A 24,431-nucleotide genomic window follows, 5' to 3' on the forward strand; every position below is an offset into this window, starting at 1 on the left:
GTTGATTTTTCTCACTTACCATTATTTTCATTGTGGATGTTGATAATTTGCTGACAAGTTAACAAGGGAATTTCTCTATTTTTGATCTCCACCAATTCCCAACTATGTACCTGATTTTTGATACTGAAACGACTGGCTTGCCACGTAATTACAATGAACCTATTACCGATATCGATAATTGGCCACGTTGTATCCAAATTGCTTGGCAATTGCACGATGACATGGGGAAACTGATTGAGCATCAAAACTATTTGGTAAAACCAGAAGGGTTTAACATTCCGTATGATGCTGAGCGAATTCATGGAATTTCTACGGAATTGGCCCAAGATCAGGGAATTGAATTAGTAGAAGTTTTAGAAAAATTTAACATCGCCCTTGGCAAAGCAAAATTTGTAGTTGGCCAAAATATAGGATTTGATGTAAATATAATGGGTTGCGAATTTCATCGTTTGGGCGTGCCAAGTCCTATGACAGAAATGCCGGTTTTAGATACCTGTACTGAGATTACCGCTAATTTGCTAAAATTACCTGGCGGAAGAAATGGGCGATTTAAGTTGCCAACTTTAACAGAGTTACATCATTATCTGTTCGGTGTTCCATTTGCTGAAGCACATAATGCCACAGCAGATGTTGAGGCAACTACACGTTGCTTTTTAGAATTGATTAAAAAAGAGATTTTTAAACTTGAAGAATTACAAGTTGAGGCTGATTATTTTCAACGTTTTAAAGAACTTAATGAAGGTCCGATTGGTTCGTTTGGCATACAACACGCCAATTTAAAAACTGAATCCGATAAAATTAGAAAACGTCAACACGCTACAGAACCTGGTGGCATTTCTAAGCAAACTTTAGCCGGCAATAAACAAGAATTAGCAAGTGCAAATTTTATACACCTGCACAACCATACCCAGTTTTCAGTATTGCAAAGCACCATTAGTGTACCCGATTTGGTAAAAGCTGCAGCAGTACAAAATATGCCTGCTGTTGCATTAACCGATCATGCGAATATGATGGGCGCTTTCCACTTTGTGAGTGCGGTAAGTAAACATAATAAAGAGGCTAAATCTAAAAATGAAGAGGCTTTAGCTAAGGGCGAAAGCCCAACTGCTCAAGTCATAAAGCCAATTGTTGGTGTTGAATTTTTTGTTTGTGGTAATCATTTAGATAAAACCCGACAAGACAATGGGTATCAGGTGGTGTTGTTAGCAAAAAATAAAAAAGGCTATCACAATCTAGCCAAAATGTCATCAATTGCATATACCAAAGGCTTTTACTACGTTCCTCGTATCGATAGAAAAATAATTGAACAGTATAAAAGCGACATCATTGTGCTATCTGGTAATTTATATGGGGAGATTGCCAGTAAGCTCCTAAATATGGGGGAGAAGCAAGCTGAAGAAGCTTTAATTTGGTGGAAGGAACAATTTAATGATGACTTTTATGTAGAGTTAATGCGTCACGGTCAGGAGAATGAAGATCGTGTGAATACAGATTTAGTTGCTTTAGCTAATAAACATTCTGTTAAGTTAGTGGCAACTAACAATACGTATTATATTAACAAAAAAGATGCAAATGCACACGATATTTTGTTGTGTGTAAAAGATGCTGAAAAACAAGCAACACCAATTGGTCGTGGTCGCGGATACCGTTACGGCTTGCCAAATCAAGAGTATTATTTTAAATCTGCAGAGGAGATGAAAGCGCTTTTTGCAGATTTACCTGATGCAATTTTAAATACACAAGAAATTGCAGATAAAATTGAAGCGTACGAATTGGCTCGTGAAGTTTTACTGCCAAAATTTGATATCCCAGCAGAGTTTTTGGTTGAAGAAGATCAAGCAGATGGTGGTAAACGTGGTGAAAATAAATATTTACGACATTTAAGTTACGAAGGTGCTAAAAAGAGATATGGTGAATTAACCGAAGAAATTATTGAGCGCCTAGATTTTGAATTAGCTACCATTGAAAAAACTGGTTATCCAGGATATTTCTTAATTGTACAAGATTTTATTGCGGAAGCTCGCAGAAGAGATGTTTCTGTTGGTCCCGGTCGTGGTTCGGCAGCGGGTTCTGTAGTTGCTTATTGTTTATGGATTACCAATATTGATCCTTTAAAATACGATTTGCTATTTGAGCGTTTCCTAAATCCAGATCGTGTTTCCATGCCCGATATTGATATTGACTTTGACGATGAGGGTCGTGGTCGTGTAATGGAATATGTAATTGATAAATATGGCTCAAGTCAAGTAGCTCAAATCATTACCTATGGAACAATGGCTGCAAAGTCATCTATTCGTGATACCGCTCGAGTTTTAGATTTGCCACTTTTTGAGGCAGATAAAATCGCGAAGTTGATACCAAATATGAAGCTGGCTAAGATTTTTAATTTAGATGAAAAGTCTTTAAAATCCGCTTTGCGACCAGATGAGTATGAAAAAATTATAGAGTTAAAAGCTTTAGCTGCTGCCAAAAATTTAAGTGCAGAAACGATTGAACAAGCTATAATTTTAGAAGGATCTTTAAGAAATACTGGTATCCACGCTTGTGGAGTAATTATTACACCAGATGATATTACCAACTTCGTTCCTGTAGCTACGGCAAAGGATTCGGATTTATATGTGACCCAGTTTGATAACTCTGTGGTAGAGAGTGCTGGATTACTAAAAATGGACTTTTTGGGGTTAAAAACTTTAACCCTAATTAAGGATACTGTTAAACTCGTAAAGAAAAGACATGGTATTGATTTAGATCCAGATAGTTTTCCAATAGATGATGTAAAAACTTACGAACTTTTTCAACGTGGCGAAACGGTCGGCATTTTCCAGTACGAGAGTGCTGGTATGCAAAAGTACATGAAAGAGTTAAAGCCAACTGTTTTTGGTGACTTAATCGCGATGAATGCCTTGTACCGTCCAGGCCCTATTGCTTATATTCCGAGTTTCGTAAAACGAAAAAATGGTGAAGAGGAAATCAAATACGATTTGGAAGCTTGTGAGGAATTACTAAAAGAAACCTACGGAATTACAGTTTACCAAGAGCAGGTAATGCTTTTGTCGCAAAAGTTAGCAGATTTTACCAAGGGAGAGGCCGATGTGTTGCGTAAGGCAATGGGTAAAAAACAGCGTGATGTTTTGGATAAAATGAAGCCTAAATTTATTAAGCAGGCTGCAGAAAAAGGTCACGATGCTACTATATTAGAAAAAATTTGGAAGGATTGGGAAGCTTTTGCAGAATATGCATTTAATAAATCTCACTCTACTTGTTACGCTTGGATTGCTTATCAAACTGCTTATTTAAAGGCAAATTATCCTGCAGAATATATGGCTGCGGTACTTTCCAATAACATGAGCGATATTAAACAGGTAGCTTTCTTTATGGAAGAATGTAGACAAATGGGCGTTACGGTATTAGGCCCAGATGTAAATGAATCTGATTTAAAATTCTCTGTAAATGCCAAAGGCGAAGTTCGTTTCGGTATGTCGGCAGTAAAAGGCGTAGGTGAGAAAGCGGTAGAAAGTATTATCGAAGAGCGAGCAGAAAATGGTCCTTATACTTCAGTTTTTGATTTTGCCAAACGTTCAAACACACGTATTGTAAATAAAAAAGCTTACGAAAGTTTTGTGTATAGTGGAGCTTTTGATGCCTATGGCTTTCATAGGGCGCAATATTTTTATATTGGTCCAAACGATAAAATGAATGGAATCGAAAAGCTAATTAAATATGCCAACGATTTCCAGAATAACCAAAATACCTCTCAATCATCATTATTTGGTGGTTCAAAAGCCGATTTAATTTTAGAACCAACTTTTCCTGTTTCTCCAGAATGGGGATTGATTGATCGATTGAAGTATGAAAAGGATGCTATTGGAATTTTCTTATCAGGACATCCTTTAGATGATTATCGCTTTGAGTTAAATCATTTTTGCCAGCATTCTGTGAAACATTTAGCCATCGTTAATAAAATTAGAAGTGGCGATACCAACGAAGAGATTTTAACGGAGTTTGAGGCTTTAAAAAATAGAGATTTAGTGGTAGGAGGATTAGTAGTTCTCGCTTCTCAACGAATTACTAAAACAGGAAAGCCTTTTGGAACTTTCATTTTTGAAGATTATGATGATAGTTGTGAAATTGCTTTATTTGGAGATGATTTCTTGAAATTTAAACAGTTTTTAACAGAAGGATATTTCTTGCAAATTAGAGGTAGAGTAGGAGAACGCTTTAGAAAAGAAGGAGATTGGGAGTTTAAAGTTACATCGATAGATTTATTATCAGAATTGCGTGATAAACTAACCAAATGCATTACGATACAAGTTCCTATTGAAGAAATTAACGATGATTTGATGCAAAAAATTGATGTGATTTTGCAAGAAAACAAAGAAAATAGCGAGCGCCATAATTGTAAGTTAAACTTTGAAGTTTATGATAGAGAGCAGAATTTAAAATTAGAACTTCCTTCTAAATCACTAAAAATAAACCCTAACAATCAGTTTTTAGAACAATTAACCAAACTGAATGTTGTAAATTATAAACTAAACTAACCGTCATTGCGAGGTACGAAGCAATCTTAAAGCGATAGTAAATTTGCTAACCCAAAGTAGTAGGATTGCTTCGTACCTCGCAATGACGAGAAATAAGTTGAATTAGTTTAGCAAACCGTCATTGCGAGGAACGAAGCAATCTTAAAGCGATTATTAAATTGATAACGCAAACGTAGTAAGATTGCTTCGTGTCTCAAATGAAAAGATGATAAGTTGAATTAGTTTAGCAAAACGTCATTGCGAGGAACGAAGCAATCTTAAAGCGATAGTATATTTGCTAACCCAAATTAGTAAGATTGCTTCGTGCCTCGCAATGACGAGAGAAAATAAGTTGTAAAATTGTCAAATTGACAGCAACCTATTGATGGCATTACAATTGATAATATATTTGTATATAAATTTAAAAATAAGTTATGGCTTTAGAAATAACAGATGCGAACTTCGAGGAAGTTGTATTAAAATCAGATAAACCAGTATTAGTAGATTTTTGGGCAGAATGGTGTGGTCCATGTCGTATGGTTGGTCCAATTGTAGATGAAATTGGAAAAGAATACGAAGGTAAAGCATTAGTTGGAAAAGTGAATGTTGATAACAACCCTCAAATTTCAACGCAATTTGGTATCCGCAATATCCCTGCTTTATTGTTCTTTAAAAATGGTGAAGTTGTTGATAAACAAGTTGGCGCAGTGCCTAAATCAGTATTAGCTGGTAAATTAGACAAGCAATTATAAGCCTACTCGTTATTGCGAGTAAGATGTTGTCCCGCTTAGGGAAGCAATCCATATATTTAAATCCGATCTCCTTGAGTTCGGATTTTTTATTTTCAGAAATTTTTTGTTCTTTTAAGTAAATCCCAATATTATGAAAAATCTTAAATTTCCATTTTTAACGCTACTCTCTGCAAGTTTTTTAATTAGTTGTGTAAATGAAGCAGACGTTTCTGCACAAACCTCAGTTGAAAAAGGAAAACCTACTGCAGATTATAAGCCTGCATTTGAAGGACAAACAAGAATTAAGGCAGTTAAAACTAAAACGCCTTATACGGCAACAATCATAAACAGTAAATTAGATAGACCTTGGGCTATTTCTGCAATGCCAGATGGACGTTTCCTTATCACACAGAAAAGTGGTAACATGGTTATCTTACTGGCAAATGGTACGTTATCTAAAACAATCTCCGGATTGCCAAAAGTAGATGATTCTGGTCAAGGTGGACTTTTAGATGTAACCTTAGCGCCAGATTTTGCGAAAAACAGAATGGTGTATTGGGCTTATTCAGAACCGCAAAGCAAAGGTGCTTTATTGGCAATTGCAAAAGGCAAATTAGCTGCAAATGAAACTTCAATTGAAAATCAAGTGATTATTTATAGGGCAACACCAGCGCATACTGGCAAATTGCAATACGGCTCAAGAATAGTTTTTGATAAAAATGGAAATCTTTTCGTAAGTACCGGAGAACGCTCTGATAAAGAAATTAGAGTGCAGGCGCAGTATTTAAATTCTTCTTTAGGTAAAATTCTTCATCTTACCACATCAGGCAAGGCAGTGCCAAATGGACCTTTTGCTAATCAAGCAGATGCCAGACCAGAGATTTATTCTTATGGGCATCGTAATCCAGATGGCTTAGCAATTGATCCCCAAACCGGCAACTTATGGGAAGCAGAATTTGGCCCTAAAGGAGGTGATGAAATTAATTTAATTAAACCTGGCAAAAATTACGGTTGGCCAATTATAACTTACGGAACAGAATATAGTGGACAAAAAGTAGGAGATGGCATTCAGCAAAAAGCTGGTATGGAACAACCTGTTTATTATTGGAACCCAGTTATTTCTCCCGGAAGCATTGCATTTTACAATAGCAACCATATTGCTGAATGGAAAGGAAATTTATTTGTAGGTGCTTTAAGTGGCTCTCATATTATTCGTTTAGTACTTAAAAACAATAAAGTAGTTGGCGAAGAAAGATTATTGGAAGATAAAGGAGAGCGTTTTAGAGACTTGGTAGAGGGGAAAGATGGTGCTTTATATGCGGTAACCGATGGGGGTAACTTGTTTAAAATAAATAAGAAGTAAGATTTTTATCACGGATATAAAGAAATAGGCACGAATTTAAATGTGCAACCTTTATATCCGTGGTAAATTAAGCTTAGTCCTTAGGCTCCCATAATTCTACTTTATTTCCTTCGGCGTCAAGAATGTGTACAAATTTGCCATAATCATAAGTTTCTATTTTATCTACAATGGTTACACCTTCTTTTTTTAATTCTTCTACAAGCGCTTCTAAATTTTCTACCCTGTAGTTAATCATAAATTCTCTGGCAGATGGCTCAAAGTATTTTGTGTTTTCTGCAAATGGAGTCCATTGGGTTTGCGCTTTCTTTGTGCTATCTGCACCTTCAAACCATTCGAAAGTTGCTCCATAAGGGTTCGTGTCTAAACCCAAATGTTTTTCATACCATGCTGTCATTTTTTTTGGGTCTTTGCATTTGAAAAAAATGCCGCCAATACCTGTTACTTTTTTCATTCTTGTTTTTTTATTTTCTGATAATATAGTTTTAAATGCAAAGCCTGAGCAAAATGCTACAGCTATAAGTAAAGTTATAAAAATAGTTTTTTTCATTGGTTATAAGTAAGTTGTCTAACCGACATGATAAATTTAGTAAAATTTAGTGGTGAAATTATAGTAGAAATAAACTCTTGCTTGCAGCTTGTTTTAGTTGTAATGGTTAACACACCACGTCTTTGCGAAGCTGATTTTTCATCAGCTGTGCAATCTCATTTAGCATGAAGTAAAAGTTATAGCGTATCCTAAGATTATTAAATGATATGGGTTGTGATCTGTTGTGCATTGGCAACATCTCATTGTAGTTGTACAATGGCATTTTATTCATGAACATTTTGCTTTTGTTCATGAACATTTTGCTTTTGTTCATGAACATTTTGTTTTTGTTCATAAGCATTTTGCTTTTGTTCATAAGCATTTTGTTTTTGTTCATGAACATTTTGCTTTTGTTCATAAGCATTTTGCTTTTGTTCATGAACATTTTACTTTTGTTCATGAACAATGGCTCATTGTCGTTATACAATGGTTCATTGTTGTTGTACAATGGTTCATTGTTGTTTTACCAAGGCTTATTGTTGTTATACAATGGTTCATTGTTGTTATACAATGACTTATTGTTGTTAAACAAAATCTAATTACGAATAAAAAAAAGCAGTTTTTACTTCTTTCTCTGCTTTAGTTGAAAAACATTTCCTTCAGGGTCTTGTCCATCACAAAGCCAATAATCATAATTATCAAATGTCTTTACTTCCCTCATAGCAACATTTTTGTCAATAAGGATTTGTCTTATGTCGTTAATATCTTGTTGGATTTCAAAGACAATTTTTGCGTTGTTGTCAAACTTATATCCGTCTTCAATTTTGTTGATATATTCTTCACCGATTTTATGAAGCCCAACATGACCATTCCCTGCCCGAAAAAGAACCCAAACCGATTGGTCATCTTCTACAATTTCAGTCCAAGTATATCAGCGTAGAAAGATTTTAATTTGTCAATATTTTTAACATAGAAAATTATGGTGTCCAAATTGAGTTTCATAATATTATTTTTTGTCTGTTTAAATTTTTAGAGGTAGAGATTATAGTGAGAGTTTAAGAATTAGGGGTGAACATAACGTTTTGGCTTTGCGAGTGACGGTTTTCACCACAAATGTATATACGGAGCACTGAACCGCCACTTTTGCCAGACGCCTGTTAGTGGCAGTATTTTTCATTTTGTTCAATTTAGCCTAACTTTCTTTATGATATGAATACCACCAATGCTATATGCCAAGTCAATAGAAATAGGTTTGCCTTTCAAATAAAAATTACCATTTTGAAAAGGTGTTATTCTGTTGTCAATTAGGAAAAAGTAGTCTTCTCTTTTTGTCAAGATGTCCAAGTTGTTGGGAGTAAGTTCAACTTGTTCAACATACTCAACTAAACCTAATTCGTTCAATTCAGGAATTGTTACTTTTTGTCCGTTCATTTCACATACGTGTTTTTCACCAAGTCCTGGCATACCAAACCAAGGCATTGCTTGTCCAACCTGTAAAGAAATGTTTGAAGTGTCGCTGCCAAAAAGAAAATGTTTTGTTTTAAAAGTTTCAAACTCTGGTGGAAGAGATTTTTTAGGAAAAGGTTCTTCTGACTTCCAAAAGTACATTACTTTATTCTGCCATTCTGGGTCGTTACGGTCTGTGCAAACTAAGTTGTCTGTCCAATAGTGCATATAAAGTTGTCCTGTCCGAAGTAAAATTGTTGATTTGTCAATTTTATCTTTTTGCTCATCTGTCAAAGGTCTAATAACTTTAAATACAATATCGTCACCAGTTGAAATAAAAGTGTCGCCTTTTTGAAGTTGAACAGTTTTTGTCGCTTGTTGCGAAGTATCAGAGTTTGTCTTCCTTCCAAATATTTTGTTAAATAATCCCATATAATTGTCTGTTACTATAATATTGTCACCAACGTTTTCGGGCTTTGCGAAGGTGGCTATTTTCACCACAAACGTTGATGCGGAGTACCAAACTTTGATTAACCACAAAACTGTCTGCGAAGCACTGAACCGCCACTTTTGCCAAATGCCTGTTAGTGGCTGCCGTTCTTGTCCCACGCTTCATAAATTGTCTGTTTAAATAGTTCATCAAGTCTTACTGTGTCAGGTTGCTCACTTTGTCCTAACGATTTTACATAGTCATTGTAAAACGTAATTTTCTTTTCAAGGAAGTCGTTAAGAATTTGAATTTTCGGTTCTTCATTTAGTTCCTCACCTGCCATTTTTCTTTTCAGTAAGTTTTCAATTTCTGTTTTAACGTTTTGGTCTGTCACTTGGCTGTCGAGAAGTTTGCTAAATTCCATTGGAGCCATTGTGTTTGTCTGTATAATCCAGTCGCAAGCAAGTATTGGTCTTAATACATAAAAGTATTTTTTCACTCTCACGTTGTCCTTTTGCAAATATTCTCTGTAATTACCTTCTGCCATATGTAGGTAATGATGAAGGCAAGATTTAGGATTGAAAAATTCTTTTGTCAAGTCGCGTAGTTTGTCTGCGGTAGAAAACTGTTGTAAATAAACAATTGGACTTCTTAACCACTCTAACATAGGTGGATTTGATTTTCTGAAAAGTCGTAAAGCTTTTTTTAATTCCCAGCCAGCTAGGTCAATGTCGTTAGGTAAAATTTCTTCTTGATTATCTTTCTTGTCGTCAATTTTTAAATACCAGTCAAGTCTATGAATGTAAATATATCTAACATCCCAATCGCTGTCAGTCGATGCAAAACCCCAAGCACGGCTTCCACTTTCAACAGCATACAAGATTTTGATGTCGTGTTGCAGTTCAAGTCTTAAAAGCTCTTTTTTTATTTCTTCTGTCATTGTTTACTGTGTGTCGTCATACGATTGCCACTAACTTGTATATAAGTCTGACAAAGCCAGATCTATCCATTTATAAACGAATATAGCCGTTTAATCTCCGACTAATAAATTTACTTATTAAAATCTATAATTATTGAATTGCAGGTGCTGCATAATCCCAAAAGCTTTTTGCTGTGTTAGCTAAACCTGATTGCAGCGAGCACGAACGTAGGGAGTAAAGCGAAAAGCAGGACTACAGTTTCCGAAGAGTACTGGCTTTGATTTTCAAAATGTTTTAATTGCGATCTATAATAAAGATGCTGAAACAAGTTAAGCATGACGGTTTGATGTAAGCCCAATAATTATTAGTTTTACTAGATGCAGCACATCAATTATCAGAACGAGGGAAGTTTGGGCGATTTGGAGCTTTTGGCCCGACAAGTGGTTGAGGGGTTTATTACGGGTTTGCATAAAAGTCCTTTCCATGGGTTTTCTGTTGAGTTTGCTGAACATCGATTATACAATACTGGTGATAGCGTAAAAAACATAGATTGGAAGCTATTCGCCAAAACAGATAAGCTTTTTAGCAAGCGTTATGAGGAGGAAACAAATTTGCGCTGTCAGTTTGTGCTAGATACTTCTTCATCTATGTATTTTCCTAATGATGCCTATAACAAGCTGACGTTTTCGGTTCAATGTACTGCTGCGTTAATTTATTTGTTAAAGAAACAACGTGATGCTTTTGGGTTGAGTTTATTTACTGATGCTTTGAGTTTAAATACGCTAGCTAAGTCGACAGGTACACACCAAAAGTATTTGTTTTCGCAATTGGAACAGGTTTTGGCATCGCCTCAACTCAATGTAAAAACTAATTTGGCTTTGGCTTTGCATCAAATAGCTGAATTAATTCATAAACGTTCGTTGGTGGTTGTGTTTAGCGATATGCTGAATACGGTGCATGATGAAGCTCAGATTTCTGCTTTGTTTTCGTCGTTACAACACTTAAAATTTAATAAACATGAGGTTGTTATTTTTAATGTGACTGATAAAAGTAAGGAGGTAGATTTCGATTTTGCTAATCGCCCTCATCAATTTGTAGATATGGAAACGGGTGCAGTTTTAAAAGCGCATACTGCTAAAGTTAAAAATGCCTATTTAGAGCAAATGAATAGTTATCGGCAGATGCTATTGTTAAAATGTGCACAATATAAAATTGATATGATTGATGCAGATATAAATGCTGGGTTTAATCAGGTTTTGCAAGCGTATTTAATTAAACGACAGAAGATGGGGTAATTTGGTTCAATTGTTCATTAGCTCAATGGTTCATTTCTTTAATCGTGCGTCATTGCCAGCTCGACTGGCAATCGTAAAGCGGTGAAAGGTTACGGTTGCATTAAGATTCCCAATCGAGTTGGGAATGACGAGGAGATTGCCACGTCGCTGTGCTCCTCGCAATGACGTGGGGGATTATAAAAAAAACCTTCCTATATTTTTCAATACAGGAAGGTTCAGATAAGGGTAACCGGAAAACTAAAAAACTATTGATGAGTTTTATTAGATAACAAAACGGAAATCGCTTCTGATGTTTTGTTACTCAAAGATGCCTTTCATTTATGAAGATTTTATGAAGTTTACAGTTTGTTTTCAATAGATTGACTGCTATTGAGTTAGCTGCTAATTAATAGGGAATTCTATAGTCACAATAGTTCCTTTCTCTTTTTCTGACTGAATTGAAATGTTTATTTGATGAAATTTAGCGATACTATTCACAATTGCTAAGCCTAAGCCGAAGCCATCTTCATTATCACTGTTTTCTCTTTCAAACCTATTAAAAGCATTAGCCACAATTTCTTTTTCCATTCCCATTCCGCTATCAGCAATGGTTAGGGTGTATTTTGTTAATGTAAGTTCATCATGTATGGTAATAGCTCCTTTATTTACATTATATTTTATTGCATTGTTAATGATGTTAATTAGGAGCGTATGAATAAGCGCCCTATTTCCTGTGAAGCTAAAATTTGCTGCAATTTCATTTTTATAGATGATTTGTTTGTCGATAATGCGATCTTCTAAATCTTCATAAATATCAAGTAACTCTTGGTGGATGGAAACTTGGTCTTTTTTTAGATACTGCTCATTTTCGACCTTAGAAATTAATAACAGACTATTGATAATTACTTTTAAGCGATTTAATGTTTTTAAAGATGCTAAAATTTTATTTTCATGCTCAACCGGCAAGTTTTCTGCAGCTAAAATGTTTTCTAATCGACCACTTAAAATAGAAATTGGCGTAAGCAGTTCATGCGAAACATTAGCGATAAACTGTTTTTCTAACAAAAATAAATCTGCAATTTTTCGCATGAGCGAATTAATGCTGTTGTCTAATATTTTGAAATCTGTGGTATTAGTCGGGATATTTTCGTAATTGTAGGAGGTAGGATCGTTTACCTTATTTAGCTTTTGATCGATAATTTTATAAAAAGGCCTTAAAATAAAATTGGTAAAAGCATAATCTGTAAGTAGTGTAACTAATAGGGTTCCAATTAATACAATCAGCATGTAAAACCGAATGGTCGTTTTCACAGCTTCCATCGCCGTCATGGCTTCCCCTAATTCTAATTTATACCGTTTATTATTGTATTCGAATTGATCATTAAGAATTCGATAAATTTCTGTATCACCTTCAATTTCTCGTCGTTCTGTAATAAAGGTAATGCTGGTATCTATTTTTCCGACATTTGGAATTGCGTTTAGCACAATAAACTCATCTTTTAGAATATTGTAATCTGTAAATGAATGTTGATTTCTTAATAGACTATCAATTTCATTGTCACTCAAATTCTCGATTACCTTTAACCTTTTTTTAGTTAAACGACCATCTAAATGATGAGAAGAAATGGTTTCTAATGAAAGCAAAATAATTGCTCCCAACACTAAAATAACTGCTATTTTGGTGATGGCATTGTATAAAGCAAATTTTGCTTGCAGTTTCATTGGTTTAATTCGTTAGTTGAAAATACCACGCTTAAAGTTTAATACTTCTTTCTAAAACATTTGGTGTTATCGTCATTTCGAGCGTAGCCGAGAAATCTTTGGACTTTGCAATAAATATAGGTTCAAAGATTTCTCCATTTCGCAAAGCTCCAGTCGAAAGGACGCATTGTAATTTATGTTTGGTGAAAAGATTTCACTCTTTCTACGCAAACCTATGAAATATCAGTCCATAGAGGGTTAGTTTTAATAATTAATGCGATAACCAATACTGCGTACTGTTTCAAACCAATCGGTTTTAGTGCATTGTGTTAATTTTTTGCGTAGATTTTTTACGTGTACATCTACAAAATTAGAATCAGAATTTACCTCTAAAATATCTCCCCAAACATGCTCTGTTAAACTTATTCTAGAAACCACTCTATTTTTATTTAGTACGAGATAATTAAAAATCTCATACTCTTTTTTCGTTAAAGGAACTCTTTCATTTTGAAATGATACGGTATGGTTCTGAATATCTAACACGAAATCGTGAATTTTAACTTCATTTTTTTCTAACTTATGCTTGCGACGAATAATTGCATGCATGCGGGCAAGTAATTCATTTAAGGAAAATGGTTTAGCTAAATAATCATCAGCACCGCTATCTAAACCTTTAATCCGATCATCAACTGCACTTCTGGCTGTTAAAATAATGACAGCATCATCACGGTCTTTTAGGTTTTTCAATTGCTTAAGTACTTCAAAACCATCGCCATCTGGCAAACCTAAATCTAAAAGAATGAAATCGTAATTATTAACGAAAATCTTTTCTTCGGCAGAGGATTTTTTCCAAGCATGCTCAACAATATATCCTTCTCTGCTTAAAAATTCATCCATTTCAAGCGCTAAGCCTTTTTCGTCTTCAACTATTAATACGTTCATAAGTAAAGTTCATTAGTATCATTAGTATCATTAGTTCATTTGTAAATTTAACCGGTAACTAAATTAATATGCTTTAAAATTATATCGCAAGCCGTCCTAATTTCATCTTCAGTGATAATTAATGGTGGCGCAATACGCATAGAATTACTGCAATGTAAAAACCAATCGGTAATTAAGCCATCTTCAATGCAACCATCAATAATTTTTTTATTGGTTTCATAACTATCAAATTCTACCGCTAGCATTAATCCTTTTCCTCTAATTTCTACAATTGCCGGATGCTTTAATAATGATTTAAATAATTCTCCTTTTTGTTCCACACCTGTAACTAAATCTTCGGTTAAGATAGTTTCTAAGGTGGCTAATCCGGCTGCGCAACTTACAGGATGCCCACCAAAAGTAGTTATGTGTCCTAAAATTGGATTATTTGTAAATACCGACATTATTTGTGAAGAACTGATGAAGGCGCCAATTGGCATTCCGCCGCCAATGCCTTTTGCTAATAATAAAACGTCGGGAACAGTGTCGAAATGTTCAAAACCAAATAGCTTTCCGGTACGACCAAAACCGCATTGAATTTCATCAAATATTAAAAGCGTTCCAGTAGCTGTACATTTTTTTCTTAAGGCTTTTATATAAGTTGCATCTGGAATTCGAATACCTGCTTCGCCCTGCATAGTTTCTATAAATACCGCAGCAGTTTTAGTAGTTATTTGCTCTAAATCTGGTAAATGATTAAAAGTTATAAACTTGATATCAGGTAATAATGGTCGGTAAGCTTGTTTAAATTCTTCGTTGCCCATTAGGCTTAAGGCACCTTGTGAACTGCCGTGATAACTATCTTTACAGGCAATTAACTCGGTACGATTGGTATACCTCTTTGCCAATTTCATTGCTCCTTCAACAGCCTCTGCGCCAGAATTTACAAAATAAGTGCAATCTAAATTTTCTGGCAAAACCGATGCTAAACCCTTTGCAAAATCTACTTGCGGACTTTGTACATACTCGCCATACACCATTAAATGCATGTATGTTTCTGCTTGTTTTTTTACTGCTTCCACAACTGTGGGATGACAATGCCCAACATTGCTAACACCAATACCTGCAATTAAATCCATGTATTTTTTTCCAGATTGATCGTACATGTACATGCCTTTTGCTTTTACAAACTCTAATAAAAGTGGAGTTTCAGAAGTTTGGGCATTGTGTTTTAAAAATAACTGACGTTGTGTTTGCATAGCGCAAATTTAGCTTTTTTGAAATCTTAATTATTTTATCCAGGCAGAATAATGTAAAATAAAAAATCCCATACGTTTATACATATGGGATTTTCTAAAAATTAATTATTATTATTGTTTTGGTTGACCGCCTCTATAACGGTTCAATAGTTCTTTTTTAAATGCTTCTTGCGCTCTGTAAAACTTCCCTACAATTTTGATAGGTAAATTTGATTTAAACTTATTATAGTATTTCTTTTCTATATTAAGTTCTCTTTGTTTAAAATCAAAATCATTTACAATTAATGTTTGAATTTGAACATCTGTTAAATCGTCAATTTCTTTAATTTTTCTAAAGCTGATCATTTTTTGCATACGCTCTTTTCGCAATGCCTTTTGTTCTCTGGTAAAGTCATTATAAATAGGCCAAAATACTTTAGCTTCATCTGCAGAAAGATCAAGTTTTGTGGTTAGCCATGTTACTTTGTAAGCCTCCATTTTTTCATCGTCCATTCTTGGCCCTTGTGCAAAAGCTAATCCTGGTAATAAAATAAATAGTGCAATAATTAAGTTCCTCATCTCTAAATTTTATAAGTTATTTGATAGATCACTTGATGAAAAATGATCTAAAATATAGTTTTCCATTTCCGTATCTGACGCGGAAGTTGAAGCCGTTTGGCTTTCTTGTATATGATCAATAATTACACTTTCATCAATGTCATATAACATTTGTTCGCTTGCTAATTCGCTAGTACGATTTTCTTGTAATGTATTTTGCTGATTAAAATATAAACCAGATGCTGTTAGTAAAATAAAGCAGGCTGCAGCAGCATATTTCATAAAATCTGTTTGCCACAGGCGAACAACTTTTGTTTTTTGAACCGTACCTGAAGTTTTACTTAAAATATCAGCATTTAGCTTGTCAAAATAGTTAGCTGGAGTTTTAAACCCATCACTTTTGGCTAATTCATATAGTTGATCTACAGCAATACGGCTTTCTATTTCAGTACCTAATTCTTCAAAATAGTTTTGTGGTACTGTAAAACCTGGATTTTCTTTTTGCGTTAAACTAGCTACAAAAACAGACTGGTTAATGTGTGTAGTTAAATCCTTGAAATAGTTATCTGGCGCACTGTATGGTGTAGTTCTTGATAAACTCGCTAAGTGCGGAGCCTCCATTTCCCATTCCATATCTTCCTCTTTTTTCTTCATGATATAACTATTGATAGATTTTAGTGTAAAAGGTTTAATACTTAATCTTCATTTAGTAAAATACTTTCAATTTTTTTAACTGCAATATGAAATGAAGCTTTTAATGCACCCACACTAGTACCTAAAACCTCAGAGATTTCATCGTATTTCATATCATCAAAATACTTCATGTTAAAAATTATTCGCTGTTTTTCTGGTAGGGTCAAAATTGCTTCCTGAAGTTTGCGTTGTGCTTTATCGCCATCAAAGTAAGAAGAGGCAGCAAGGCTTTCGGCCAATTCGCCACTTACATCATCTAATGAAATATTATTCTTCAGTTTTTTCTTATTCAAGAAAGTGATGGATTCGTTAGTCGCAATTCTATAAATCCAGGTGTAAAGCTGTGAGTCGCTTCTAAAATTGGCTAGGTTTTTCCAAACCTTAACAAAGGTTTCCTGTACTAAATCATCTGTATCATCGTGATCAATAACTAATCTACGAATGTGCCAATATATTTTTTGTTGATATTTAGATAGAAGCAAGTTGAAAGCTTCATTTCGTGTTTTTTCAACACTAAATTTCTGCAATATTTCTGCGTCTTCAACTTGCTTCATTTTTCTATGAGTTCTACTGTTATTATTTGCGCTATAATCTTTTACGACATTCGGACTAATAACTTTCGGACTTTTTTAAACTTTTCTTTTCATTACTTTTTGAGCCGCAGCTACAATATCAGAAGGATCTAACTTGTATTTAGTCATTAGCTGATCTGGTGTAGCACTTTCGCCAAAACTATCATTAACTGCTACAAATTCTTGTGGCGCTAAATATTCTGTAGTTAATAAACGAGCAACGCTTTCGCCCAATCCGCCAAATTTATTGTGCTCTTCGCAAGTTACAATACAGCCTGTCTTTTTAACAGATTTAAGAATAGCTTCATCATCCAAAGGTTTAATGGTATGGATATTTATAATCTCAGCATCAATTCCTAGTTCTGCTAATTTTTCTCCAGCTTCAATTGCTCTCCAAACCATATGGCCAGTTGCAACAATAGTAACATCTTTTCCTTCATTTACCATCCATGCTTTACCAATCTCAAATTTTTGATCTTCTGGTGTAAATACAGGAATAACCGGGCGGCCAAAACGTAGGTAAACTGGACCTTCATAATCCATAATTGCAAGTGTTGCAGCTTTGGTTTGGTTATAATCGCAAGGATTGATAACTACCATTCCTGGCAACATTTTCATCAGACCTATATCTTCTAAAATTTGGTGAGTAGCACCGTCTTCTCCTAATGTTAAACCTGCGTGAGATGCACAGATCTTTACATTTTTACCTGAATAAGCAATTGATTGACGAATTTGATCGTAAACACGACCAGTAGAAAAGTTAGCAAAAGTACCAGTAAAAGGAATTTTTCCATTAATGGTTAAACCCGCTGCAATACCCATCATATTTGCTTCTGCAATACCAACTTGCACAAATCTTTCTGGGAAATCTTTAATAAAAGCGTCCATTTTTAATGAGCCAACTAAATCTGCACAAAGGGCAACCACATTTTCATTGCGTTTACCAGCTTCATGTAATCCAGCTCCAAAACCCGAACGTGTATCTTTCTTTTCTGTGTATGTATATTTTTTCACGATGTTTAATTTTTATTTAGCTATGAGAATTAAAGTTCTCAAGTTCTAGTAATCCCCAGCTGTTTCTTTAAGTTGACCTAATGCTACTTCTAATTGTGCATCACTTGGTGCAGAACCGTGCCATTTATGTGTTCCAACCATAAAATCAACACCGTAACCCATTTGGGTACTCATTAAGTTTAAAATTGGTTTTCCTTTTCCGGTTAATGATTTTGCATAATGCAATGCCTTTGTGATTTCTGCCATATCATTACCATCTGATGTAATTACATGCCAACCAAAAGCCTCAAATTTTTCTTTAAGAGATTCTAATGAAAGTACTTTCTCCGTTGGACCATCAATTTGTTGCCCATTGTAATCTACACTTGCAATTAAATTATCTACTTTATGAAAAGGGGCAAACATTAATGCTTCCCAATTTTGGCCTTCTTGTAACTCGCCATCGCCAGTTAAAGCGTACACCAATCCTTTATCGCCATCAATTTTTTTCCCTAAAGCAGCACCAATAGCAACAGATAAACCTTGTCCTAATGAACCTGATGCAATGCGAACTCCTGGCAATCCTTCATGGGTAGTTGGGTGACCTTGTAATCTAGAATCCAATTTTCTGAAAGTAGCTAATTCGCTCACTTCAAAATACCCAGATCTTGCTAAAACGCTATACCAAACTGGTGAAATGTGACCGTTTGAAAGGAAAAATAAATCTTCTCCAACTCCAGCCATCGAAAATTTAGGGTTGTGATTTAATACTTCGAAGTATAAAGCTGTAAAAAAATCTGCACAGCCTAAAGATGCCCCTGGGTGACCAGATTGAACGGCATGAACCATTCTTAAACAATCTCTTCTAACCTGTGAAGCAATATCTTCTAATTCACTAATTGTATGTTTCATTACTATAATGTTGTTATTACTAAAGAAAGGCAAGGTAATTATAAAATTTTAGCTAATTAAAAAAAGGAGGCCTAAAATTCTATTTAATTAACTCTAAAACTTGTGCTGTTGGACTTTTAGTGTCCACTTTGGTTATAATGTGCGCAATTTTTCCTTCTTCATCTATAATAAAGGTTGTGCGTACAGTGCCCATGTATTTTTTGCCATACATGTTTTTTTCGCCCCAAACTCCATAAGCCTCTACTATTGCTTTATCGGTATCGGCTAAAAGTGTGAAAGGTAAACTGTGTTTGTTGATGAATTTTTGATGTGATTTCTCATCATCTATACTTACTCCTAAAACTTCAATTCCTTTAGCTTTTAGGCCTTGGTAATTATCACGAAAATCACAAGCTTCTGCAGTACAACCTGGAGTGTCGTCTTTCGGATAAAAATATAAAACCACTTTTTTGCCTTTAAACTGATCTAAAGAAACTGTATTTCCATTTTGATCTTTTGAAGTAAATGTTGGAGCATTATCGCCCACTTTAAGTGTATTCATAATTATAATTTATCTATAAAAATCGATTGCATATCGTTTAACATTTTCCTTCATGTCAACAACAATTAATTCAAAGGTATGCTTTCCATCTAAAGTTTGTTCATCAAAGCTGTGCCATAAGTTAGCAGTTTTAGCATCAAACTCCATTAAAACCCATTTGCCATCAATGTAGCCATTAAAACTCTTAATTCCAGAAAGTCCGTCGCTAATTCTGAAACTCATTTTGCTAAGTCCTGCCATATTTTTACCATTGGCAACATTCACAGGAACGATAGTAGGAGGTACGGTATCAATGGCGATAAAAAAACTACCGAAATTTTTGGGCATTGCTTTCACATAACCATTTTCAAAATATCCACCTTGTGATGAGCGATTGGTATTTACAATTATCGCTTTGTTTTTATATTTATTTAACGTGCTATCAGCTTTTATCCAAAGTTCGAAACCAATATGTAATGGTGTTAAATTATTTTGAATTTGATGAATAGCAGAAAATGCATTGTGCTGAGGCTTTGGTAATTTTTTGTAGGTAAAATTTAAATCGTTATATAATGTACCTTTAGGCAATACTAGCTTAACATCATCATTAGTATATTCATTTACTTTTGTAAAGCTAAACGGAATTCCGGCAGGTACAGTTGGTGTATTAATTACTGCTTTTGCATCAGCTTTTACATTAAATAAAAGTGTGCTTTTGTTGCCCTTAGAATCAGTAATGATATATTTTACTGCATGTAGTTTGTCATCATTAAAGGTGATACGACCACTATTAACCAAATTGCTATAAATCTGCAACGGATTACCTGGATCAACAAAGCTTTTTTGAATACTTCGTTTAAGTGTTATAAATGCAGGATAATCAATATGAGAATTGATAGCTTTACTATTTTCAAAGCTAAATTTTTCTAAAGCAGAGGTAAATATAATTTTGCCATCAACTTCCAATTCTATTGAATATACACCGTTTGTACCCGAAAGTCCATTGTGTTTATCGGTAGTGATAACACCAAAACCAACTTCTCCGCTTAAATTAATCGTGTTTACTTTATTTAAGTTGTATTTTCCGTTAGCGCCCACAACTTGGAAATATTGTTTAGGCGTTAATTCATTAAAAGGTTTGCCATTTAGGCGATATACATACATCGAATAAATAACTGGCGGAATATTATCTAGAATTTGAATGCCTAATAATTGAGGGTTAATGGTTAATTCTGTTTTGGTATCTCTCAATTCAAAGTGCAAATGTGGTCCACCAGAACTGCCTGTATTACCCGAATAAGCGATGATATCACCTTTTCGCACAGGAATTAAATCAGCATTAGGAAATTCATCTATTTCGTAAGATTTGTGTTTGTACTGGATGCTTTTTACTTGCTGGGCAATTTTAGGGCTAAATCGCGATAAGTGGCCATAAACAGAGGTAAACCCATTAGGATGATTAATATACAGGGCTAAACCAAATCCACTATTTTGAACACGTAAACGTGATATATATCCATCTGCTGTTGCATAAACTGGATAACCAATTCTTTGATTAGTTTTAAAATCGGTTCCTGAATGAAAATGGTTTGATCTTAATTCTCCAAAAGAACCCGCCAAAGCTGGAGGTATAATATTTAAAGGCTGTCTAAAATCCGTGAGTGGATAAATAGTATTGCTAAAAATTTGCTGGGCATCAGCCTTGATGGCTAAAAAGAGTAAAAAGAATAGTGATGAAAATTTTAAGTGCTTTGAATAGATTTTCGGTCGAAACATTTATTTAATGTTGAAGTTTAGTAATTGCTTATCCTCTAACCAACACTCCAACTGGTCTCCTTGTTTTACCTGACCTACACCTTCTGGTGTACCCGTAAAAATTAAATCGCCTTTTTTTAGCGTAATGTATTGAGAAACGAAAGAAATTATTTTTTCAAAAGAAAATAAAAGATTTGCTGTATGCCCTTTTTGACGGGTTTCTTTGTTGATTTGCAATTCAAATTTTAAATCATACATATTTGGGTAAGCTGATTTTGGTAAAAAATTGCTAATTGCGGCAGAATTGTCAAATGCTTTAGCTAATTCCCATGGTAAACCCTTTTCCTTATGCTCGCTTTGAATATCTCTGGCAGTGAAATCTATTCCCAAACCAATTTCATCGTAATAATTAGCAGCAAATTTTTCTGCAATGTGCTTTCCTTCTTTGCAAATTTTTAAAACCACTTCTAGTTCATAATGAATATCTGATGAGAAATCTGGGATATAAAAAGGTTTATTATCTTTTAAAACGGCGGTATCTGGTTTTAAAAAAATAATAGGTTTTGTAGGAACAGCATTGTTCAATTCTTTAGCATGCGCAGCATAGTTGCGACCAATTGCAATAATCTTCATGTTTACAAAACTAAAAAAGAAAAGGGTAATTTATAATACTGAAATCTTCTTAACAACTGGTTCTCCACTTGCCAATATCCTTAAAAAATAAATTCCAGGATTTAATTTGTTAATGGTATAGGTTTTTGTTTGTTCACCAGCAGAAACACGCTCATTTGCTAAGGTAACTACATCATTTCCTAATAAATCGGTTATTTTTATAGATAGTGACGTTTCTCGATCAAGCCTAAGGCTAATGTTAATTTGATCTACAACAGGATTTGGATAAACTTTTAAAACAGTTAAGACTTTCCCGCGTTTTGTAGAGGTAGTATTAGAAAGTGTACTGCTTGATGAACCATAACCAATAGTATTTGGTTTATAAGGCTGAATATTAGCTTTTATTTGAGGAACTCGGCTAACTACTTTTGCCTTAGGTTTAAAAGAGATTTTAGAAGTATCAATTTTTTGAGCAAAAACAGAAGAACCCATCAAAACTACGATGCAAATTGTGCATAGTAAACTCCATGAGAACGCTATTTTTGGCTTTGAAATCATCCTTTAATCCTGGCAAAAATATAAATAATAAAACAAAGAAATCAAACATTTTGAGTATTAATCCAATATTTAACACTATTTAACAACAGTTGTTTTTCATTAAATTTTACTTGTTTTTGCTACATATAACGATGTAAATATTAATGACATTAATATTATATATTTAATTAATTTTGCAGTCAAATTTTATAACAGTGTCAAATCATAAAAACGTTAATACGCTTACCGCAGGTGGAGTTCTAGTTAGTTTAGGGATTGTTTTTGGAGATATCGGTACATCACCTTTGTATACTTTAAAAGCAATTTTTAAAACTGCAAAAGAGATAGCCGAAGGGCCAAGCGGTGCTGCAGGAAACTATATTACTCCAGCTTTAGTACTTGGCGCATTGTCTTGTATATTCTGGACATTAACCTTGCAAACTACAATAAAGTACGTAATTATTACACTTAGAGCCGATAATAGAGGTGAGGGTGGTATTTTTTCTTTATATTCGTTGGTTCGGAAAAAAGCAAAATGGTTAGTAATACCTGCCATTATTGGAGGTGCAGCACTTTTGGCCGATGGAATGATTACACCAAGTATTACGGTAACATCTGCAATTGAAGGTTTAAAATTGAAATTCCCAACGGTACATGTTGTTCCAATTGTTATAGCAATTATTGCCTTGCTTTTTATTATCCAACAGTTCGGAACAAATTTAGTGGGTAAGCTTTTTGGACCAATCATGTTCTTATGGTTTGCTGCTCTTGGTATTGCCGGATTAGGACAAGTAATCCACGATCCATGGATTTTTAAAGCTTTAAATCCATATTATGCTTTTAGTCTATTAGTATCAAATCCGGGGGCATTGGCTATTTTGGGTGGTGTGTTTTTATGTACAACTGGGGCAGAAGCTTTGTATTCTGATTTAGGACATTGCGGCAAAAGCAATATAAGAGTAAGCTGGATTTTTGTGAAAATTATGCTGATACTTAATTACTTGGGTCAAGGTGCTTGGGTTTTGAAAAATGCAAATTATGATCCTCATAGTACCAATCCATTTTTCGAATTAGTGCCACATGGTTTAGTACTGCCAATGGTAATCTTAGCAACAACAGCAGCGGTAATTGCTTCTCAAGCTATGATTTCTGGCTCATTTACTTTAATTTCTGAAGCAGTTCGTTTAAATCTGTGGCCTAAGGTTAGAATTAACTATCCAAGTATACAAAAAGGGCAGCTATATGTGCCTTCTATCAACTGGTTGTTATGTGTTGGTTGTATTATTATCGTTCTTATTTTCAGAAGATCTGACGATATGGAGGGAGCTTATGGTTTAGCAATCAACCTTACTTTCTTAATGACTACAGTTCTTGTAGCTGTATACATGTTAAGAAAAAAGTTTCCGAAGTACCTCATTGTATTATTCGTAGTTATTTATGGGTTGATCGAATTCTCATTCCTAGCAGGTAACTTATTCAAGTTTGTACATGGTGGATGGGTGACTTTATTGATTGGATGTGCCTTGTTAAGTGTAATGTGGACATGGTATAACTCCAGAAAAATAAAAAATCGCTTTGTAAAATATGTGGAGATAGAAGATTACTATACGATCTTGACAGAGTTGAGTAGTGATGAATCTGTTCCTAAATTTTCATCACAATTAGTATATCTAACAAGTGCGAATTTTAAAACTGAGATCGAATCTAAGATCATTTATTCCATTATTCAGAAAGAACCAAAACGTGCAGATGTATATTGGTTGGTTCACGTTGATGTAATGGATGAACCATATACAATGGATTATAAAGTAGAATTTTTAATCCCAGGTAAGTTAATTCGCATCGACTTTAAATTAGGCTTTAGAATTGAGCAAAGGGTAAATTTATTATATCGTAAAGTAGTTGAAGAGTTAGTGAAAAATGGTGAGGTAGATATTACAAGTCAATATACTTCATTGAACAAACATAAAATTGCTGGCGATTTCAGATTTGTATTATTAGAAAAACATCTTTCTAAATTTACGAACCTGAGCTTTTACGAGCGTAGTATCATGGATTATTACTTCGTTTTAAAACGTTTAAGTTTATCAGAGGTAAGCAGTTTTGGCTTAGATTCAAGTTATGTAGATGTAGAAAAGGTGCCATTAATTTTTGTAACCCCTGATGACATCGAATTGAACAGATTAGCTGTTTAAAAGAATAAGAACCTCAG

At 34.3% G+C, this 24,431-nt stretch carries 21 protein-coding genes; 5 read left to right on the top strand and 16 right to left on the bottom strand.

The genetic code is table 11. From position 1 onward, the window contains the following. The first annotated feature begins 104 nt into the window (after positions 1-104). The 3 genes from dnaE to HQN85_RS11630 all read left to right on the top strand — a co-directional run bounded on the left by dnaE (position 105) and on the right by HQN85_RS11630 (position 6,611). Entirely contained in the window at positions 105-4,538 is a 4,434-nt protein-coding gene (dnaE, locus tag HQN85_RS11620) for a DNA polymerase III subunit alpha (protein ID WP_173272302.1), read from the top strand. A gap of 413 nt (positions 4,539-4,951) precedes the next feature. Beyond that, the gene (gene trxA / locus HQN85_RS11625; RefSeq protein WP_173272305.1) at positions 4,952-5,269 is read left to right on the top strand and encodes a thioredoxin; all 318 of its coding nucleotides are present in this window, start codon (positions 4,952-4,954) and stop codon (positions 5,267-5,269) included. A gap of 130 nt (positions 5,270-5,399) precedes the next feature. Continuing rightward, positions 5,400-6,611 carry a PQQ-dependent sugar dehydrogenase gene (locus HQN85_RS11630; protein ID WP_173272307.1) on the top strand — a complete coding sequence of 404 codons (1,212 nt, stop codon included), beginning with the start codon at positions 5,400-5,402 and terminating at the stop codon, positions 6,609-6,611. A 73-nt stretch (positions 6,612-6,684) separates the two neighbouring features. Here the strand turns inward: HQN85_RS11630 and HQN85_RS11635 are convergent, their stop codons facing one another. From HQN85_RS11635 to HQN85_RS11645, 4 genes are all read right to left on the bottom strand, one after another. After that, positions 6,685-7,062, bottom strand: coding sequence for a VOC family protein (locus tag HQN85_RS11635; RefSeq protein ID WP_173272309.1), 378 nt, complete (start codon positions 7,060-7,062; stop codon positions 6,685-6,687). Between the two features lie 202 nt (positions 7,063-7,264). Continuing rightward, positions 7,265-7,471: a hypothetical protein gene (locus HQN85_RS15715; protein WP_216847267.1), complete on the bottom strand. Its 207-nt coding sequence runs from the start codon at positions 7,469-7,471 to the stop codon at positions 7,265-7,267. 848 nt (positions 7,472-8,319) lie between these two features. Further along, positions 8,320-9,015: a hypothetical protein gene (locus HQN85_RS11640; RefSeq protein ID WP_173272311.1), complete on the bottom strand. Its 696-nt coding sequence runs from the start codon at positions 9,013-9,015 to the stop codon at positions 8,320-8,322. 152 nt (positions 9,016-9,167) lie between these two features. Further along, positions 9,168-9,953, bottom strand: a complete 786-nt coding sequence (locus HQN85_RS11645; RefSeq protein ID WP_173272313.1) for a nucleotidyltransferase domain-containing protein — start codon at positions 9,951-9,953, stop codon at positions 9,168-9,170. Between the two features lie 357 nt (positions 9,954-10,310). Between HQN85_RS11645 and HQN85_RS11650 the strand changes: the two genes are divergently transcribed. Continuing rightward, positions 10,311-11,228 carry a DUF58 domain-containing protein gene (locus HQN85_RS11650; protein ID WP_173272315.1) on the top strand — a complete coding sequence of 306 codons (918 nt, stop codon included), beginning with the start codon at positions 10,311-10,313 and terminating at the stop codon, positions 11,226-11,228. A 381-nt stretch (positions 11,229-11,609) separates the two neighbouring features. On the opposite strand, the gene HQN85_RS11655 is transcribed toward HQN85_RS11650, so the two are convergent. The 12 genes from HQN85_RS11655 to HQN85_RS11710 all read right to left on the bottom strand — a co-directional run bounded on the left by HQN85_RS11655 (position 11,610) and on the right by HQN85_RS11710 (position 22,240). After that, on the bottom strand, positions 11,610-12,929 hold the full coding sequence (locus HQN85_RS11655; RefSeq protein WP_173272317.1) for a sensor histidine kinase: 1,320 nt from the start codon (positions 12,927-12,929) through the stop codon (positions 11,610-11,612). A gap of 243 nt (positions 12,930-13,172) precedes the next feature. Then, the gene (locus HQN85_RS11660) at positions 13,173-13,850 is read right to left on the bottom strand and encodes a response regulator transcription factor (protein ID WP_173272319.1); all 678 of its coding nucleotides are present in this window, start codon (positions 13,848-13,850) and stop codon (positions 13,173-13,175) included. A 47-nt stretch (positions 13,851-13,897) separates the two neighbouring features. Then, positions 13,898-15,088 carry an aspartate aminotransferase family protein gene (locus HQN85_RS11665; RefSeq protein WP_173272321.1) on the bottom strand — a complete coding sequence of 397 codons (1,191 nt, stop codon included), beginning with the start codon at positions 15,086-15,088 and terminating at the stop codon, positions 13,898-13,900. Positions 15,089-15,199: 111 nt separating this feature from the next. Continuing rightward, entirely contained in the window at positions 15,200-15,646 is a 447-nt protein-coding gene (locus HQN85_RS11670; RefSeq protein WP_173272323.1) for a hypothetical protein, read from the bottom strand. A 9-nt stretch (positions 15,647-15,655) separates the two neighbouring features. Further along, positions 15,656-16,279: a hypothetical protein gene (locus HQN85_RS11675; protein ID WP_173272325.1), complete on the bottom strand. Its 624-nt coding sequence runs from the start codon at positions 16,277-16,279 to the stop codon at positions 15,656-15,658. Positions 16,280-16,320: 41 nt separating this feature from the next. Further along, positions 16,321-16,872 carry an RNA polymerase sigma factor gene (locus HQN85_RS11680; protein ID WP_173272327.1) on the bottom strand — a complete coding sequence of 184 codons (552 nt, stop codon included), beginning with the start codon at positions 16,870-16,872 and terminating at the stop codon, positions 16,321-16,323. Between the two features lie 75 nt (positions 16,873-16,947). Then, positions 16,948-17,904 carry a transketolase family protein gene (locus tag HQN85_RS11685; protein ID WP_173272329.1) on the bottom strand — a complete coding sequence of 319 codons (957 nt, stop codon included), beginning with the start codon at positions 17,902-17,904 and terminating at the stop codon, positions 16,948-16,950. 45 nt (positions 17,905-17,949) lie between these two features. Continuing rightward, positions 17,950-18,795: a transketolase gene (locus HQN85_RS11690; RefSeq protein ID WP_173272331.1), complete on the bottom strand. Its 846-nt coding sequence runs from the start codon at positions 18,793-18,795 to the stop codon at positions 17,950-17,952. A gap of 79 nt (positions 18,796-18,874) precedes the next feature. Beyond that, a complete protein-coding gene (bcp, locus tag HQN85_RS11695) occupies positions 18,875-19,336 on the bottom strand; it encodes a thioredoxin-dependent thiol peroxidase (RefSeq protein WP_173272333.1) in 462 nt (153 codons plus the stop codon). A 9-nt stretch (positions 19,337-19,345) separates the two neighbouring features. Further along, a complete protein-coding gene (locus HQN85_RS11700) occupies positions 19,346-21,091 on the bottom strand; it encodes a M23 family metallopeptidase (RefSeq protein WP_173272335.1) in 1,746 nt (581 codons plus the stop codon). Next, positions 21,092-21,703: a fumarylacetoacetate hydrolase family protein gene (locus HQN85_RS11705; protein WP_173272337.1), complete on the bottom strand. Its 612-nt coding sequence runs from the start codon at positions 21,701-21,703 to the stop codon at positions 21,092-21,094. It lies immediately after the preceding gene. A 30-nt stretch (positions 21,704-21,733) separates the two neighbouring features. Next, positions 21,734-22,240: a T9SS type A sorting domain-containing protein gene (locus tag HQN85_RS11710; RefSeq protein WP_246249730.1), complete on the bottom strand. Its 507-nt coding sequence runs from the start codon at positions 22,238-22,240 to the stop codon at positions 21,734-21,736. Between the two features lie 194 nt (positions 22,241-22,434). Between HQN85_RS11710 and HQN85_RS11715 the strand changes: the two genes are divergently transcribed. Further along, the gene (locus tag HQN85_RS11715; protein ID WP_173272341.1) at positions 22,435-24,414 is read left to right on the top strand and encodes a KUP/HAK/KT family potassium transporter; all 1,980 of its coding nucleotides are present in this window, start codon (positions 22,435-22,437) and stop codon (positions 24,412-24,414) included. The last annotated feature ends 17 nt before the right edge of the window (positions 24,415-24,431 follow it).

Origin of the sequence: Pedobacter boryungensis (assembly GCF_013204825.1) — a bacterium.
GTDB lineage: Bacteria > Bacteroidota > Bacteroidia > Sphingobacteriales > Sphingobacteriaceae > Pedobacter > Pedobacter boryungensis.

Excerpts from the sequence above, each read along its gene's own strand:
- dnaE (WP_173272302.1), top strand. The coding sequence starts at position 105 with ATGTACCTGATTTTTGATACTGAAACGACTGGCTTGCCACGTAATTAC.
- trxA (WP_173272305.1), top strand. The coding sequence starts at position 4,952 with ATGGCTTTAGAAATAACAGATGCGAACTTCGAGGAAGTTGTATTAAAA.
- HQN85_RS11630 (WP_173272307.1), top strand. The coding sequence starts at position 5,400 with ATGAAAAATCTTAAATTTCCATTTTTAACGCTACTCTCTGCAAGTTTT.
- HQN85_RS11635 (WP_173272309.1), bottom strand. The coding sequence starts at position 7,062 with ATGAAAAAAGTAACAGGTATTGGCGGCATTTTTTTCAAATGCAAAGAC.
- HQN85_RS15715 (WP_216847267.1), bottom strand. The coding sequence starts at position 7,471 with ATGAACAAAAGCAAAATGTTCATGAACAAAAGCAAAATGTTCATGAAT.
- HQN85_RS11640 (WP_173272311.1), bottom strand. The coding sequence starts at position 9,015 with ATGGGATTATTTAACAAAATATTTGGAAGGAAGACAAACTCTGATACT.
- HQN85_RS11645 (WP_173272313.1), bottom strand. The coding sequence starts at position 9,953 with ATGACAGAAGAAATAAAAAAAGAGCTTTTAAGACTTGAACTGCAACAC.
- HQN85_RS11650 (WP_173272315.1), top strand. The coding sequence starts at position 10,311 with ATGCAGCACATCAATTATCAGAACGAGGGAAGTTTGGGCGATTTGGAG.
- HQN85_RS11655 (WP_173272317.1), bottom strand. The coding sequence starts at position 12,929 with ATGAAACTGCAAGCAAAATTTGCTTTATACAATGCCATCACCAAAATA.
- HQN85_RS11660 (WP_173272319.1), bottom strand. The coding sequence starts at position 13,850 with ATGAACGTATTAATAGTTGAAGACGAAAAAGGCTTAGCGCTTGAAATG.
- HQN85_RS11665 (WP_173272321.1), bottom strand. The coding sequence starts at position 15,088 with ATGCAAACACAACGTCAGTTATTTTTAAAACACAATGCCCAAACTTCT.
- HQN85_RS11670 (WP_173272323.1), bottom strand. The coding sequence starts at position 15,646 with ATGAGGAACTTAATTATTGCACTATTTATTTTATTACCAGGATTAGCT.
- HQN85_RS11675 (WP_173272325.1), bottom strand. The coding sequence starts at position 16,279 with ATGAAGAAAAAAGAGGAAGATATGGAATGGGAAATGGAGGCTCCGCAC.
- HQN85_RS11680 (WP_173272327.1), bottom strand. The coding sequence starts at position 16,872 with ATGAAGCAAGTTGAAGACGCAGAAATATTGCAGAAATTTAGTGTTGAA.
- HQN85_RS11690 (WP_173272331.1), bottom strand. The coding sequence starts at position 18,795 with ATGAAACATACAATTAGTGAATTAGAAGATATTGCTTCACAGGTTAGA.
- bcp (WP_173272333.1), bottom strand. The coding sequence starts at position 19,336 with ATGAATACACTTAAAGTGGGCGATAATGCTCCAACATTTACTTCAAAA.
- HQN85_RS11700 (WP_173272335.1), bottom strand. The coding sequence starts at position 21,091 with ATGTTTCGACCGAAAATCTATTCAAAGCACTTAAAATTTTCATCACTA.
- HQN85_RS11705 (WP_173272337.1), bottom strand. The coding sequence starts at position 21,703 with ATGAAGATTATTGCAATTGGTCGCAACTATGCTGCGCATGCTAAAGAA.
- HQN85_RS11710 (WP_246249730.1), bottom strand. The coding sequence starts at position 22,240 with ATGATTTCAAAGCCAAAAATAGCGTTCTCATGGAGTTTACTATGCACA.